13 protein-coding genes are annotated in these 16,569 nt (G+C 36.5%); all 13 read left to right on the plus strand.

Features of this window, described 5'->3' with window-relative positions; translation table 11 throughout:
- The first annotated feature begins 253 nt into the window (after nucleotides 1–253).
- Nucleotides 254–1,918: a hypothetical protein gene (locus MKX39_RS03920; RefSeq protein ID WP_340768412.1), complete on the plus strand. Its 1,665-nt coding sequence runs from the start codon at nucleotides 254–256 to the stop codon at nucleotides 1,916–1,918.
- A 21-nt stretch (nucleotides 1,919–1,939) separates the two neighbouring features.
- The gene (locus MKX39_RS03925) at nucleotides 1,940–3,184 is read left to right on the plus strand and encodes a DegT/DnrJ/EryC1/StrS family aminotransferase (protein ID WP_340768415.1); all 1,245 of its coding nucleotides are present in this window, start codon (nucleotides 1,940–1,942) and stop codon (nucleotides 3,182–3,184) included.
- A gap of 328 nt (nucleotides 3,185–3,512) precedes the next feature.
- A complete protein-coding gene (locus tag MKX39_RS03930) occupies nucleotides 3,513–5,330 on the plus strand; it encodes a hypothetical protein (RefSeq protein WP_340768417.1) in 1,818 nt (605 codons plus the stop codon).
- 7 nt (nucleotides 5,331–5,337) lie between these two features.
- Nucleotides 5,338–6,408, plus strand: coding sequence for an alpha/beta hydrolase family protein (locus tag MKX39_RS03935; RefSeq protein WP_340768418.1), 1,071 nt, complete (start codon nucleotides 5,338–5,340; stop codon nucleotides 6,406–6,408).
- Between the two features lie 84 nt (nucleotides 6,409–6,492).
- Nucleotides 6,493–7,923: an extracellular solute-binding protein gene (locus tag MKX39_RS03940; RefSeq protein ID WP_340768419.1), complete on the plus strand. Its 1,431-nt coding sequence runs from the start codon at nucleotides 6,493–6,495 to the stop codon at nucleotides 7,921–7,923.
- A gap of 57 nt (nucleotides 7,924–7,980) precedes the next feature.
- Complete coding sequence (locus MKX39_RS03945; protein ID WP_340768420.1) at nucleotides 7,981–8,628, plus strand: YesL family protein; 648 nt, start codon at nucleotides 7,981–7,983, stop codon at nucleotides 8,626–8,628.
- A gap of 164 nt (nucleotides 8,629–8,792) precedes the next feature.
- Entirely contained in the window at nucleotides 8,793–9,716 is a 924-nt protein-coding gene (locus MKX39_RS03950) for an ABC transporter permease (RefSeq protein ID WP_445678043.1), read from the plus strand.
- Nucleotides 9,717–9,748: 32 nt separating this feature from the next.
- Nucleotides 9,749–10,624: a carbohydrate ABC transporter permease gene (locus MKX39_RS03955; protein ID WP_340768421.1), complete on the plus strand. Its 876-nt coding sequence runs from the start codon at nucleotides 9,749–9,751 to the stop codon at nucleotides 10,622–10,624.
- 66 nt (nucleotides 10,625–10,690) lie between these two features.
- Nucleotides 10,691–12,310, plus strand: a complete 1,620-nt coding sequence (locus MKX39_RS03960) for an extracellular solute-binding protein (RefSeq protein ID WP_340768422.1) — start codon at nucleotides 10,691–10,693, stop codon at nucleotides 12,308–12,310.
- Between the two features lie 92 nt (nucleotides 12,311–12,402).
- Nucleotides 12,403–13,419: an NAD-dependent epimerase/dehydratase family protein gene (locus MKX39_RS03965; RefSeq protein WP_340768423.1), complete on the plus strand. Its 1,017-nt coding sequence runs from the start codon at nucleotides 12,403–12,405 to the stop codon at nucleotides 13,417–13,419.
- A complete protein-coding gene (locus tag MKX39_RS03970; RefSeq protein ID WP_340768424.1) occupies nucleotides 13,420–14,475 on the plus strand; it encodes a dihydrodipicolinate synthase family protein in 1,056 nt (351 codons plus the stop codon).
- A gap of 89 nt (nucleotides 14,476–14,564) precedes the next feature.
- On the plus strand, nucleotides 14,565–15,434 hold the full coding sequence (locus tag MKX39_RS03975) for a Gfo/Idh/MocA family oxidoreductase (protein ID WP_340768425.1): 870 nt from the start codon (nucleotides 14,565–14,567) through the stop codon (nucleotides 15,432–15,434).
- 97 nt (nucleotides 15,435–15,531) lie between these two features.
- The gene (locus MKX39_RS03980) at nucleotides 15,532–16,398 is read left to right on the plus strand and encodes an STAS domain-containing protein (RefSeq protein ID WP_340768427.1); all 867 of its coding nucleotides are present in this window, start codon (nucleotides 15,532–15,534) and stop codon (nucleotides 16,396–16,398) included.
- The last annotated feature ends 171 nt before the right edge of the window (nucleotides 16,399–16,569 follow it).

Here is a 16,569-nt window from a genome sequence, read left to right on the forward strand (position 1 = left end):
TTATCGGAATAGTTTGCAGCACAGGGACCAAAAAGGAACAACTAAAAAAACACCAAGAAAAGACAAATAAATACCAAAACAAACATTGATTTCTCAAAAAAAGGGATTATAATTAACTTAAAAATACATGTCATATACAGGTGTTTTATAGAATAAACTAATTATAAATAACACCATAAAACAAAAAAAGAGAATTGTATGGTGCATATAAAGATTCATATGTATTTTTATATTTTGAAAGGTGAGGGAAACATTGAATGTTGCAAATATAGGTATTATTTTTGATGAAGTTAATGCGGGGAAAAAATGGGCGAATGGCAGCAATGTATTTGAGAATTTTTTGTTTGAAATTTTAGATCACTTTAGACTGCCTTATAAAAAAATAAATGAAATAGATGAGTATAATGACTTTGATCTGTTAATCGTAGGTCACACGAGTAATAGTGTAGCGGCTAGCGCAAAAATATTAGCATATGCTCATGCTGGTGGAACGGTAGTTTCTTATGGCGGATTGGATGCTATTCGAAGTAAATTAGGGTTTGCTAATATGTTTTCATCTAGTAAGGGTTATGCAGATTTATCTGCTTTTTTAAACCAACCTACCCCTCTGCGTTTTCTGGATGCACAGCCGTGGATTCAAAAAGGTAATTTAGAAGTGAAGGAATTTGGCTCTGTAAGTGATGAGGCAAAGACATGGCAGGGAGCATCTGCGCTACAAAAAATTCAATATGGAACAGGAACGATTGAACGATGGTCCATCCCTATTCCTCAAACAATAGTGGGATTACAGCAAGGAACGAAAGCTGTTGTGGAGGATGGGACACCAGCACCGGATGGTTCGGCAAATTTAGATGAGGATATCCTAAAAGCAGAGGACGGCTTTGAACTCGATTGGGTTTTGGATAGAGCGTTTACTGAAAGTGGAATGCCTTATTTCCCACATCCATATGCTGACCTTTGGAAAGAAGTAATAATAGAGCATCTCATAAAAATTGCACTAGGAAAAGGACTAACACTTCCATTTCTAGACTTTTGGCCTGCTGGTGTAGAGCATGTGGCAATGATATCCCATGATAGCGATTTAAATGTAGATGAATCTGCTCAAATTACTTTAGATACTTTGAAGGCTGCAGATGTACAGACTACGTGGTGTATGATTGCGCCAGGATATAGCCCATCGATATACGATCAAATAAAAGAGAATGGCCATGAAATCGCCCTCCATTATAATGCTTTAGAAATGGAAGACGGGGTATGGTCCGAAGAAACTTTCCACTCTCAAAAAGAGTGGTTAGAAAAAACGACAAGCACGGCCAATATTGTTTCGAACAAAAACCACTATACACGTTTTGAGGGTTGGGGCGAGCTATACGTTTGGTGTGAAAATAATGGGATACAAGTGGATCAATCTAGGGGTCCAAGCAAAAAAGGAAATGTTGGGTTCTTATTTGGAACATGTCATCCTTATTTTCCGATTGCTTGGGCAGATGAAAAAAATAGATTATATGATGTTCTAGAAATTGGTTTCTTAACACAGGATTTAAATCACAGCACACTATCAGATGTGAGTGTTATTCAACCATTTTTAAATGGAGTAAAACTCGTAAATGGAGTGGCGCATTTTCTGTTCCATCAACATCATATTTACAACCAACCAAAAGTAAAAGAAGCTATTATTCAACTAATCACAACTGCTAAAGAACAAGGATTTACATTCTGGACTAGTAAACAAATAAATGATTGGGAACGAGCACGTCGTTCTGTAACAATTGATGGTACTAGTCGTTCTGGTATTAAGGTAACTAGCCTAGATGAAGAAAGTGATTTTGTGTTACTCATTCCTGTAGCTGATAATGTTGAATCTGATTTGGTAGTGAAGCGATTCGGTATTTGTTGTAAGCAAGTTAGAGTGAACTGATTATAATATGGGGGGCTAATAATGGGAGATAATATACTAGCATTACATTGTGGCCCGAAGGTAAAAGTGACACCTTTTGGAACAGGCAAACGTTTTGGATCAGAGGAAGCAAAGGAATTACTAGAGGCACTCGAGCAAAATACATTATTTTATCACTTTGGCAATAAAGTAAAACAGTTTTTACAGGATTTTAACGATCTATATAATGTAAAATACAGTGTCGCGACATCCTCTGGAACAGCAGCACTTCATGTTGCACTTGGAGCAGCAGGTATATCGGTCGGAGATGAAGTAATTACAAGCCCTATTACTGACCAAGGAACGGTGGTTGGAATTCTCTATCAAAATGCTATACCTATTTTTGCTGATTTGGACCCCCATAGCTATACTATGACTGCTGAATCTATCGAAGAAAAAATAACAGCAAAGACGAAGGCAATAATAGTTGTGCATTTAGCCGGCAACCCATGCGATATGGACCCTATCATGGAACTCGCCAAAAAGTATAATCTTAGAGTAATAGAGGATTGTGCACAGAGTTATTTAACTACTTATAAAGGGCAACTTACTGGTACAATTGGGCATTACGGATGTTTTAGTACAAATGATTTCAAGCATATTTCTACTGGTGACGGAGGAATGGTGACAGTAAACTCAGGGGATGAATCAGATTATTTTACGACGCATGCATTTGCAGATAAAAATTATCGAAGACAAGAAGATAATGTGATGAAGGATTTAGAATACTTAGCGCCGAATTACCGTATGACAGAGTTACAAGGTGCGGTTGGAATTGCACAGTTAAAAAAGCTTAATTGGATTTGTACAAGACGCAATGGGTTAGGGGAACGCTTACAGCAAGGAATCGCTACCGTTAAAGGTATTAATCCAATGAAAATTACCGGTGAAGGTTGGTGTAGTTATTGGTTTTATATGCTAACTTTAAATTTGGAACAGCTTACATGTACACGAGATGAATTTTCGGAAGCTTTAGCAGCAGAAGGAATTCCAAACCAACCTGGATATATTCCGAAGGTGTTATATGCACAGCCTATATTTCAAAAGGAGCAGGCGTATTTAAATAGCCATTATCCATTTAATCTAGGTTCCTATGATTATTCCATAGGAAGCTGTCCAAACGCCGAGAATATTTTAGAAACGGCCATTCGATTAAATATAAGTGAATTCTATACAGATCAAGATATAGAAGATATGATTATAGCCATCAGAAAAGTTGCTTCCTATTACTATAGGCACAATTCATAACAAAGTAATTACTTATTAGATCAACGTTGATTTCCGCTCCAACGCACTTTCATGTTTCGAAGCTAGCGCAGCGATGCAGAAACAGGCGGACGCTTTCCGTGGACACGGCTTCAATCTCCTCGTCACTACGTTCCTGCGGGGCTTTCAGCTCGTGCACCTGTCGCTTCGCTATCGGTGCAGAAAACATTTGCTGTTCCCACTGGAGTCGCCGCCTTACGCTCCAATTAATAAAGTTCCTTTTAACTAAATGGAGTTATTGAATATAGTGTTACATAAAGATGCGTATTTTATAAAGAAGTAAGTAAATATTTCTGGAAGGAGGGTCACCGTGCGTGATAATTTATTTGCAGATTACGGGATCCCCGTTTCAGCAGAGGAAGAAAGAACAGCTGCTATATGTATGAATTCAGAAGGTGACTATAGATTTGTGATTGCTGCGAAAGGGTTTGTTATTATTGTCAATTTGGAAACCGACGATGTAAAACAAGTATTCTTTCCGGAAAACAATGACGAATATCCTTATTCCTCCTTTAGTAGCAATGGATTATTTTATACTGGTGCAGCAAATATGTTTATGGTATTGGACCCTTTTAAGGAACAATTTATTCATTATAGTGTGATTGAAAATGGGGAAGAAATTGTAGGCTTTAGTTTTGCGGAGGATTTAGCAGGTAATATTTATTTCACTTCGTATCCCCACTGTCATTTACTAAAGTTTTCACCTCATTCAAAAGAGATTAAAGATTTTGGCAGTATGGACCTGACCGAAAAGTATCCAGGAACTGTTGCGATTGATCAGACAGGATGGGCATATTTAGGCATTGGAACGGAAAATAAAAATATTGTTGCCTATCATATAGAAAAAGGTTTGAAAAAAGGCCTTATTGAAGGACCGCAAAGGAAAAAAGGAACTGGATTTGTCTATCTAGGAGAAGATGGATCTGTATACGGACATATAGGAGATACCAGTTCTCCTGAGAGGATGAAGTTCTCTAATGGTGACTTCGAAACTGTCGCTATAGAAAAACTACCTCTTTCTTTATATGCAGGTACTGCATTTCAACGAATTCATCGATATAAAGAAGGAAACTATCGGGTAGAGAAATACACCCTTTCAGAAGGTTTAATTGAACTTATTCATAGAGAAACAACACAAACTAAAAAAATTCAGTTTAGCTATACTTCCGATGGAGCAAAGTTATCAACCATATATCTCGGACCAGATGATCATATTTATGGTACTTCCATGCATCCACTACAATTTTTCCAGTTTAATAGTTCCACGAACACAATGACTAATTTTGGTGGAGAGGTTATTGAAAAAGGAGGAGGCGGGAATATTCCAGCCTATGCTTCTAGTGGGAATTTACTTATTGGAGTCGCATACGCAGGTGGAAAGCTATATGAATTTGATACGACGAAGAAGTTCAAAAAGAGTCAAAATCCGAAGTTGGTATTACAAGAAGAGAGTATCCATCGACCTCGCTGCGCAATTACTCTAAAGGACCAAGAACATATTGTTTGGGGAGGATTTCCTGGATATGGAATGGTCGGGGGATCATTAGGTATCTATCATATGAAAACGGAAGTAAATCTTCTGCTGACACATGAACAATTAGTAGAGAACCAAAGTACGATTAGCCTCGGACAATTGAGCTCTGGAGATATTCTGGGTGGAACGAGTATTGAGACACCAGGGGGAGCAGAGTCACGAGAAAGAGAAGCACGTTTATATGTATTAGACTGGAAGACTCAAAAGGTAAAAAATAGTTTTGTTCCAATTCAAGGTGCTCGGGAAATTGCTCAAATTTTTGTGGACCAATTCAATCGTGCTCATTGTCTAACAGATCAAAGTATCTATTTTGTATGTGATCCATCTACCGAACAAATACTTTTTCAAACAGATTTATCTAACTGGGGGCAAATTGTACGAAATAGTTTTGCTTATGATGTAACGACTAATAAGCTCTTTTGTCTTCTAAGTGAAGCATTGCTTCGTATAGAGATCCAAGAGAAAAAGTGTGTAGAACCCCAAGTTATTCATGCTCTACCAATGAGTGCAAGTAGTGGTCTTGTACTCAAAGACAATCAAATTTACTATGGTAGCGGAAGTCATTTATGTAGTATTCAAACTAGCGAAGATTAGAGGAGGGATGAAGACCATCTATACAATAAAAGCGATTGAAAAAGACGGTGCCCAACCGTTATTACAGAATATAGGGAATATAGACGACTGGCATGAAAAAAGATCAAAGATACACCAGGATTGGTTAACTTGTATTGGTGGTCTTCCTCCTTTAGTTAAACCAGAGATGAAGATTAACTCATGGGAGATCTTTACCGATTATTACCTGATCAACATTTGCTATGCTACAGTTTTTGAAGACTGGGTACCTGCCAATCTTTTAGTTCCGAAACTACAACAAGTAGAAAATTTAACATCCAAAAGTGATGTACTTCATTTACTTAACTGCACGAATAGCGAGCAGTTTCCAGCAGTGATCGCTCTCCATCCGACGAGCGATAATGGAAAAGATGATATATGTACAACAGCGGGAAGAAAGAATAGACAGTATGGATTGGAGCTTGTAAAAAGAGGATATGTAGTCTTAGCTCCAGATACGATAACTGCAGGAGAACGCGTTTTACCAAACGACAAGCCTTTTCAAACAGCGACATTTGATAAGAAACACCCTGAGTGGTCCGCGGTTGCTAAGATGATTATTGACCATCAACAAGGTATTAGCTTACTAGAAGAACTTAGTATAGTAGACAACACCAACATTGGAGCTATTGGGCATTCGTTAGGTGGGTATAATAGCTTCTTTCTAGCTGGAGTTGACAGAAGGGTTAAAGCAGTTGTTTGTAGCTGTGGATTCTCTTTGTTTGCACAAGATCCAGAACAGCATCGGTGGGGTAAAAGAGAGTGGTTCAGCCATATTCCAAAGATTAGTGATTATATAAATGAAGGAATTGTACCATTTGAGTTCACTGAAATAGCTGCTCTAGTTGCTCCGACTCCGTTATTCATGTGGATGGGGCAAAATGATCACATATTTCCTCATTGGGAATCTGCAGCCAAAGGGTTAGTGGAACTTAACACCTTATATGAATGGATGGAAACAGGAGAACGCTTTATATCATTAATAGGAAACTCTGGGCATAACTTTCCATCTGAGATTCGTCAACTGGCCTATAGCTTTCTAGATCAATGGCTTAGTTAAAGTAGTCGTTCAAGTTTTCAAAGCAAATATGCTATCCTAAATAAATAAATATAAACTAATCAATATGGTAGGGAGTTGAGACAATTGCTAAAACGGAAAAGTGCATTTGAAGATCGCTATAACAAGTTCATACATGAATTAAAAAATGAAATTATTTCGGGAAAGTTAAAGCCTGGAGAATTCATTCTCCCTGAAAATACATTAAGCAAAGTATATGACTTAAGTAGAGTATCTATTAGAAAAGTATTGGCAGAGCTAGTAGATGAAGGCCTTATCGAGAAGATACCAGGAAAAGGAAACCGGGTAACTATTCCAAATGATACGCAAAAACAAACAATTACTTTAGGATGGTTTTCACATTCTTATGAGTTAGAAGTTGTTCATAAAATTATTGAACGATTTGAGATGCTCAACCCGTTCACGAAAGTAAATCTTCAATTACTACCTAATAGTCAATATGTTTATAATCTAAAACAATCTTTGAAGCATGAGAGCGGACCAGATGTATTTATATTATCTGATTATCATTTTCGGGAACTAATGGATTCCAATTCATTGGATATCATAGATCCCTACTTACCGTATTTTATAGAACCAGAAAAAGATAGTTATAAACAAGTATTTGAAATGTTCACTTACGACAAGAAAATTCCTGTAACACCTTTTGTATTCTCTCCAGTGATGATTTGCTATAATCGACGAATGTTTGAAGAGGCGGGAATTGCAAAGGATTTCAAAATGGAAAACTGGGATGATTTACTAGAGTTAGCAACCCGTACTACGAAGGAAATGGATAGAGAAGGCATGATTAACGAATATGGCTTTTGTTTTTCCTCCTCTACGAATCGTTGGCCGGTTTTTCTTTTGCAGAATAAGGGTAGTTTCATGGCAACCGATAGATCTAAATCCGTTATGAACAGTAAAGAAAATATAGAAGCATTGAATTACTGTGCTGATTTAATGTATAAGCATCAAGTTTCTCCAATTTTCTCTCATGGGAGTAATGAACTTGCGGAAAATCTTTTCATGCGAGAAGGAGCAGCAATGATTTTGACTACTTACTATTTTATGAATGAATTTAGAGATCATAAAATTGAATGGGACGTTGTTCCGCCTCCTCAAAATGATGCTCAAGGAACATTAATCATAGGAGGAGCTTTAGGGATTAGTGCAAATAGCAAAATAAAAGAATCTGCTCAAGCATTTGTTCAATTTATGGTAAGTACAGAAGCACAAACATTACTCAAGCAAAATGGTTGTACGATTCCAATGCTTCGCAAAGTTGCCGAGGATAACCATCTTCTGCAATCAGGCATTCATCCTGAAAAGTATAATGCTTTTAAAGAAGCTATGGGATTCTCCAAGACAATGAAAGACCTTCATCTCACCATTGAGGAGACTGAACTCGTAGAACGAGAGATGCAATTTTTCTGGGCCAATATGGAAAAGGCAGAGGATACGTGTAAACGAATTGAAGAACTTCTAAATTCAAAACAAGCGGTAAATAACGTTTAAACCTATTTGAAGTTCATCCATTCTCAAAGGAAATATGTTTTTAAAGAGGTGATTTACATGGAACTAACTGGTTGGAGAGGTTCACTATATCATTATATGGATTGGGCATTAAAGCTTGCATATCTCAATATTCTTTGGTTAGTAGGGATAATCATTGGTATAGGAATTGCAGGTTTTTTTCCCTCAACCGCGGCAATGTTCTCTGTAATTAGGAAGTGGACCCAAGAGGAGGAAGATATAAAGGTATTCGCTCATTTTAAAAACGAATATAAAAAGGAATTTCTTCAGTCCAATAAATATGGCTATTCCTGGGCAGTTCTCGGAGTAGTAATATATGTAGATTTACAGTTCTTCCGTGGCATTCCTACTATTTGGGCATTAATTATTTCATTGTTCTTTTTTATACTTGGTGCCATTTATATAGTTTCTTTACTGTATGCATTCCCTGTTTACGCTCAATTTCAATTAACTATAAAGCAATACTTTAAAAATTGTTTACTCATTGTCCTTTCTAATCCATTATTTTCTGTATTAATGGTCTTAGGATTTTATTTCCCCTATTATTTAATGACTAAGGTTCCAGGGTTAATACCATTTTTCGGAGGCAGTCTTATAAGTCTAGTGTTAGTGATTATTTCTAATAGAATGTTCGTAACATTAGAGAAAAATAATAAGAAGTATATAGAAGAACAAGAAATAAAATAGTGAGTGTTTAATATGTACAAATCAAATTATTATAGAATACATGTATATTACATGTACTGAATGGAGTTAAAAGAAAGCAGGAATTTGAAAGGGGAGATTAGTTATTGAAACTAAAAGTCAAAAAAATTGACCCGCTAGATTCACCTTTAGCAGTATCAAATAATATCCCGATTAAAAGAAAAAAGAATTCGTTGAAAAATAAATTATGGCGAGATCGCTATTTGTTACTACTAATCTTCCCCGGAGTTCTATACTTTCTTATTTATCGTTATATACCAATGGCAGGGATACTTTTAGCATTTAAGGATTATAGCCCGTTTCGAGGATTCGCAGAGAGCCCTTGGGTAGGGTTAAAGTATTTCAAACTAATCTTTGAAGATGCAGAAGTTATTCAAGTTATATGGAATACGTTACAAATTTCTATGCTACAAATCTTTTTTGCTTTTCCTATCTCTATAGTACTTGCCTTAATGCTGAATGAAATTAGAAATCAAGTTTATAAAAGGTTTCTCCAATCAATTGTGTATTTACCACATTTCTTATCCTGGGTAGTCGTAGTTGGGATAACCGTTATATTTCTTAGGAGTGAAGGGTTGATCAACGGAGTTTTAGTAAATTTTCTGGATCTCAATCCAATTCCGTTTTTAACAGATCCTACTTTGTTCAAACCTATAGTCATTTTACAGGTTATTTGGAAGGAATCAGGATGGGGTACTATTCTTTTCTTAGCTGCATTATCTGGTATAAGTCCACATCTTTATGAGGCTGCTGTGATAGACGGAGCAAGTAGACTGAGACAAATGTGGCATATCACTTTGCCAGCTCTTAAAAGTACAATTGTCATCTTATTAATACTTCGTTTAGGAAATGTCATGGATAGTGGATTCGAGCAAATCTTTCTAATGTTGAATCCTTTCAATATGGAAACAGGAAATGTATTAGATACGTATGTGTATTTTAAAGGGATCCAGCAGGCTAACTTTAGTTTTGCCACAGCTGTAGGGCTGTTTAAAGGAATTATAGGTTTAATACTTGTTGTACTTGCCAATAGACTTGCGAAGAAGTTTGGAGAAGACGGCTTGTATTGAAGGACTTATAGATTTTGGTAGGGGGGTAGATTATGTTCAAATCTTCTGGTGGGGAAAGGGTAATGGAAATCATTAATAACATCGTTTTGTTATTAATCGCTGTAACGATGCTCTTTCCCTTCCTTTACATTTTTTCTGTTTCATTTTCAAGCGTAAGTGATGTACTCAATAGTGATTTCCTTTTATGGCCAAAGGAATGGGTGACAGACGCCTATTCGTATATCTTAGGGTCGGATCAATTTATCCGTTCTTTAGGGGTAACCGTTTATATTACTGTGGTTGGAACATTTGTTAATCTAGTTTTCACATCAACGATGGCCTATTCTTTAACAAGAAATATTATTGGACAACGATTAATCTTGTTCTTAGTATTGTTTACAATCATATTTTCTGCGGGAATGATTCCAACTTATATAATTGTGAAAGAAACTGGATTATTGAATTCGTTATGGGCATTGATCATACCAGTGGCGATCAGTCCTTTTAACTTAATCATCATGACTCAATTCTTTAAAGGAATTCCGGAGGAACTAACAGAGGCTGCCATTATAGACGGGGCCAATGATATTCAAATTTTTACTAAAGTAATTTTACCGTTATCTAAGCCTGCTTTGGCAGCATTTGGTCTGTTTTATGCAGTGGGTCATTGGAATAGCTACTTCTCGGGAGTGCTCTACTTGAATGATCCGTCGAAGTGGCCAATACAAGTTATTTTACGCCAAATTGTTATTGTAAATGAACCAAATGCTGCACTGGGCGGTCATGCAGCAATGTTAGAGGCTTTACCTCCTCCAGAAACGGTTCAAATGGCGGCAATTTTATTGGCAACCTTACCAATACTTATTGTTTATCCGTTCTTACAAAAACATTTTGCAAAAGGAGTGATGCTTGGATCTGTAAAGGGTTAGTAACTAGAAATTTGTCTGTACTACTGTTTTACGAAGCCTTACAATAAGATAATTGGAGGGGTTAATGTGAAGAAAAAGCATAAAATAATTAGCTTTCTACTTCTTTTCCTAAGTTTTATGTTAGTTGCATGTACGGATGAAAAAACAGATGAAAAAGCAACTGTGGATGAAGGAAATGAAACAGCAGGAGAAAAAGCACCAGTTACACAAATTGATCCATTTGATCATTCAGAGAAATATACAATTACGGGGATGACATTCCGTTTTGGTGATCCACCTCCCTTAAAAAGTCCTGGGTTAGATATGATAAATGAGAGATTTAACGTAGATTATAAACCAGAGATTATCCCTCAAGGTGATTATGTGGAAAAATCTTCTGCCATTGTAGCATCAGGCGCTATGCCAGATTTAATTGGATTTCAAGCTGGCGATACCCGTTTTTATCAGTGGGCAGAAGATGGAGCATTTCTACCTTTAGATGACTATTTATCACATTATGCAACGTTAGGAAACATTCCAGACTATATTTATAATTCTTTTAAAGTAGATGGAAAGATTTACGGCATTCCACGTTATTCTAATCCATATCCTGTAACGCCAATTATTCGTCAAGACTGGTTAGATAAATTAGGAATGGAAGTTCCAACAAATTACGAAGAGTTAGAGAAAATTGCCATCGCATTTACAAAAGAAGATCCAGATGGGAATGGTAAGGACGATACGTATGGGGTAGCTATTGGAGAAAATATTAACCCAAGTTTTAATATGGGAACTTACTGGGACTTCAATTCTTGGTACCACCAAAATGATGATGGTGATTTTATCCCTGGTATCATTTCGGATGGAAGAAAAGATTTAGTTCAATTTTTTGCTAATTTGTATAAAGAAGGCGCGATGACAAAAGACTTTGCAGTACTTGATTGGGCTAGTACTAATAATGAGTTTTACTCTGGTAAAGCAGGAATTTTCGTTGCTGGTGTTTCAGGAATGTCACAGGAATACTTTGATGGATTATTAGCTATTAATCCGGATGCAAAGCTTGTAGCAATTCCACCATTTGAAGCACCTGACAAATCGAAAGGATTTACAATGGGTTCAGGTAACTCAGGTATTCTTGCTTTAAATGCTAATCTTGCTAAAGATGAGGGTAAAATATACCGTGCATTAGAGTTAGTAGACTTTGGGAAAACATATTTCCCAGCTGAGGAAAAAAATCCACAAAATGCGGACTTTGATTTCTATTTAGGTAAAGAAGGAACAGGTTATAATATGGAAAATGGATTACCTGTTCAAGTTCCAACATTCTCTTCTGAAGGACTTTCTCCGTCAACTTATTTCCTAGATAACAGAGAACAGGTGCCTGAGGATGCGAAGATTACCTACGCAGATAGCTATACATTACCAGAATTGAAAGAGATGACCGCATCATTACAAGAAATGTTTGAAACGACCGATTTATATGTGGATCCTTCTCATGGAGTGCAATCCCCAACAAACCAAGAAAAGGGTACAGATCTATTTCAATTCTTAATCAATGAACAATCGAAAATGATTGCTGGCCAAAGACCATTATCAGACTGGGACGCACTTGTTAAAGAATATTTAGCAAAAGGCGGCGAAGCAATCATTAAAGAGACAAACGAAGGAATTAAGTCAAAAGGTTATACAGAAAGAGAATGGAAGTAATAAGAATATAGCCTGTTCGCTCATGCGAATAGGCTATTTTTAAAATATTTTTCCATCTGAAGGAGATAAAAAATGAAGTTGGAGGGTATCAGTTGAAAACAGTCGAAGAACTAGAAAACTTAATGACCGAGCCATCGGATGCACTGGTAGAGGATATGCGTAAAATAGACGGAAATATTTTAATATTAGGTATTGGAGGCAAAATGGGACCGACATTAGCTATTATGGCTAAAAGAGCGATTGAAAAAGCTGGAATAGACAAAAAAGTGATTGGTGTATCTCGATTTTCCAATGGCACCTTAAAAGAAGATTTAGAAAAAGCCGGAATTGAAACAATTTCCACAGATTTATTAAACGATGAGGAATTGAAACTTCTTCCGAAAGAGAAAAATATCATTTATATGGCAGGCAATAAATTCGGGACAACTGGAAATGAACACTTTACTTGGGCAATGAATACATATTTGCCTGGTAGAGTAGCAGAGCATTTTAAAGGAGCAAATATTGTGGCTTTCTCTACTGGAAATGTTTATCCACTGGTACCACTTTCCCAAGGTGGCTGTGATGAACTGCATGAGGTTGCTCCAGTTGGAGAGTATGGTCAATCCTCTCTTGGGAGAGAAAGAGTGTTTACTTACTTCTCTCATAAAGATAATACGCCACTAACTGTTTTTAGATTAAATTATGCAATTGATATGAGATATGGCGTATTACTAGAAATAGCTCGTTCTGTATATAACGGAATTCCTTTAGACTTATCGATGGGTCATGTTAATGTTATTTGGCAAGGTGATGCAAATGAATATGCAATTAGATCATTGTTAAGAGCTAGCTCTCCTCCTAATATTCTAAATGTAACGGGACCAGAAACGTTATCAGTTCGATGGCTTGCAAATGAATTTGGAACGTTGCTAGGAAAAACTCCGGTTTTTGAAGGAGTAGAACAAGAAAATGCATTATTAAATAATGCCAGTAAAGCACATAAGGAATTTGGATATCCGCGTGTCTCCATAAGAGAGATGATTGAGTGGACAGCAACGTGGGTAGCCAACGATGGAGAAACGATTAATAAACCGACGCACTTTCAGGAACGGAAGGGGCAATTCTAAATGTCTTTAACACCAGAATTACAAAAGCATTTACAAGATGGAGCCTTTATCCCAGCTCATCCTTTAGCCTTGACAAGGGAGAAACAATTAGATGAATATGCCCAAAGAAGATTGACTAGATATTATATGGAGGCTGGTGTAGGTGGAATTGCAGTAGGTGTTCATACAACTCAATTTGAAATTAGAGATCCACAGTTTAATTTGTACGAAATTGTTTTACGGTTGGCGATGGAGGAAATTGAAAAAGCACAGTTACAGCGTCCATTCCTGAAAATAGCAGGTGCTTGTGGTAATACGGAGCAGGCTTTAAAAGAAACGAAAATAGCTAAAGAGTTAGGCTACGATATGGTACTTTTAAGTAACGGTGGGTTACAAGATTATTCTGAAAAGGAACTTATTGATCGAACGAAAGTTGTTGCAAATGAGTTGCCAGTGTTTGGTTTTTACTTGCAACCAGCTGTTGGGGGAAGAATCTTCAGTTATAAGTTCTGGGAGGAATTTGCAAGTATTCAAAACGTAGTAGCTATTAAAATGGCGCCTTTTGATAGGTATTTAACAATGGATGTAATTAGAGCTGTGTGTGCTTCACCTAGAAGAGATGAAATTGCACTTTACACTGGAAATGACGATAATATTATTTTGGATTTATTGACAATGTACGAATTTGAAGTAGATGGTAGGAAGGAGAGCAAAAGCATAGTTGGTGGTCTCCTAGGTCATTGGTCGGTCTGGACTCATGAAGCCGTGAAGCTTTTTGAGAAAGTAAAAGATGCTAGGCTTCATAGTCAAATAGATAAGCACTGGTTTTCTATTGCACAAAATGTCACAGATGCGAATTCAGCATTCTTTGATTCTAAAAATAGTTTCAAAGGGAGTATTGCTGGGATCAATGATGTGCTGAGCAGACAAGGTCTACTGCAAGGAAATTGGTGTTTAACTGACCATGAAGTTTTAAGTCCAGGTCAAGCAAAAGAAATCGACCGTGTTTATGAAACGTATCCACAGTTAAATGATGATGTTTTTGTACAGAATTTTCTTAGAAAAGACACGGAGTAGTTAATAGGAAAGACACATTAACATTCATGTGTCTTTTCGTTTTAAAGAAGGAAGGTTTTAACTTTACTAATAAATGCGGAGGATAGTCTATGAAAATAGGTTTAATAGGTTTGGATACATCTCATAGTGAGATTTTCACGCGATTGTTAAACGATTCGGAGGACGCTCATCATGTAAAAGGTGCTCAAATAACACATGTTATTCCAACTTACTCCGAAGACTTACGCATCAGTCGGGAACGTTTCCCTCAATACTACGAAATCGTCACCAATAAATATGGAGTTATTCCAGTTGAAGATGTAGAAGAGTTTATGACGGTCGTTGATGCAGTAATTATCGGAACGGTAGATGGTAGAAATCATTTAGAATGGTTTAAAAAAGTGGTTAGTTATAGTAAACCAGTATTCATCGATAAACCGATTGTCATGAACAGTTGGGAAATGAAAGAATTAATCAATCTTAGTAAAATTTATAATACCCCTGTTATGAGTTCCTCCTCTTTGAGATTTTCAGAATCAGTTGTACAAGCAAAAAGTGCAGATATCCAGAGTGGCTATTTTTTTGGACCGACCCCTCGTCAAGAGCAAATGCCAGGATACTTTTGGTATGGGATTCACTTAGTTGAAATGGTTGTCACTATATTTGGTACCGAAGTTGAAAAAATGAAAGTAGAGACATATAAGGATTGCGAACAAATTCACATGACATTTTCTAACGGAAAACACGCCATCATTCGAGGAGAAAACGAGTGGCATAATCGATTTGGAGCAACTATGCATACCAAAGAAAATGTTCATTCCTTACGTTTATGGGAAGAGGAGAAACCGTATTACGCAGGGTTAATCGAGCAAGTCGTACAATTTTTTGAAACTGGCATATCTCCGGTACCCATTGAGGAGACGAAGGAGATTGTTGGGTTACTCGAGGAGGTTTCGTCCCTGTGTAGTAAACAATTCTGAATGTTTTTAAATATACTTACTTTAGGTATAGTCCATTACACTTTAAACGTTTATACTAAATGGTAGATGGTGGTAATGTAGAAAGTAGGTAGATATAATGGCATCGATTGATCGCGAACTTTATGAATACATTCTTGTAAATTCAAGTAATATTACAACCAAATGGTTTACCGCAAAATGTGATTTTGACAGCCCTTTTTATTCTAATAATTTGAATCCCGAAATAGACAAAGTTTTAAAAGAGCAGCATGCATTAACTATTAGTACCGTAGCTTATGCTTTTTTGGAGGAAGAAAACGGCTTTCAGGAGCAACTTTTAATATGGGCTGAAACAGTAGCCCAAAGTAGAATTGAACATAATATACCGATCCATGACGTCATAAAGGCGCTAAATAAAACGCGTGAAACAATATGGCTATTTGTAGAGAACTTTGCATTTGCACATCATGATGATTTGCTCAATACCGTTGTGTTGAAGTGGAGTCGCTTGTTTAATACCGCATTCGATCAACTTATTCATAGTTTTTCGGAAAGGTATTACTATCTATCTAACAATAGATTGAATGCCCAACAAGCGTTGATAAATGAACTTAGTGTACCAGTCATACCAATTTTAGAGAGTGTCGGAGTTTTACCTATAGTAGGGGATATCGATACATTTAGGAGCAGGTTATTATTGGAAAGTGTCCCTAATACATGTGTGGAAATGAATATAGACAAACTTTTCATAGATATTTCATCTGTCACGTTTATGGATACAATGGTAGCAAATGAATTATTCCGTTTAATAGATGTACTTCAATTGCTTGGCATTAAGACTGTCTTATCTGGTATTCGACCTGAAGTGGCGCAGACTTCGATTCAACTTGGAGTCAATTTCGGGAATATTTCTACTTTTAGTTCATTAAAGCAAGCCTTGTTAAGGACTGGAGTTTATACTATTAGTGGAACTAGTAAAAAATAGAAGTTTAAAAAATAAAACACTTACAGGAGAGGTCTGTAAGTGTTTTTTTATGTCCCTGTGTAGCAAATAAATCTGAATGAAAAAAATAACGGGATTTAAGTATTAATAAATCTATTAATTTAAACCAATTATATTAGTATAAAATACTAATATATAATTTTGAATTAGGTT

The sequence above is a fragment of the Psychrobacillus sp. FSL K6-1464 genome (assembly GCF_038003145.1).
In the GTDB taxonomy this organism is placed as follows: domain Bacteria; phylum Bacillota; class Bacilli; order Bacillales_A; family Planococcaceae; genus Psychrobacillus; species Psychrobacillus psychrotolerans.

What these genes read in the sequence shown, in the direction of transcription:
- MKX39_RS03925 (WP_340768415.1), top strand. Translation starts at nt 1,940, where the DNA reads ATGGGAGATAATATACTAGCATTACATTGTGGCCCGAAGGTAAAAGTG.
- MKX39_RS03935 (WP_340768418.1), top strand. Translation starts at nt 5,338, where the DNA reads ATGAAGACCATCTATACAATAAAAGCGATTGAAAAAGACGGTGCCCAA.
- MKX39_RS03945 (WP_340768420.1), top strand. Translation starts at nt 7,981, where the DNA reads ATGGAACTAACTGGTTGGAGAGGTTCACTATATCATTATATGGATTGG.
- MKX39_RS03955 (WP_340768421.1), top strand. Translation starts at nt 9,749, where the DNA reads ATGTTCAAATCTTCTGGTGGGGAAAGGGTAATGGAAATCATTAATAAC.
- MKX39_RS03970 (WP_340768424.1), top strand. Translation starts at nt 13,420, where the DNA reads ATGTCTTTAACACCAGAATTACAAAAGCATTTACAAGATGGAGCCTTT.
- MKX39_RS03975 (WP_340768425.1), top strand. Translation starts at nt 14,565, where the DNA reads ATGAAAATAGGTTTAATAGGTTTGGATACATCTCATAGTGAGATTTTC.
- MKX39_RS03980 (WP_340768427.1), top strand. Translation starts at nt 15,532, where the DNA reads ATGGCATCGATTGATCGCGAACTTTATGAATACATTCTTGTAAATTCA.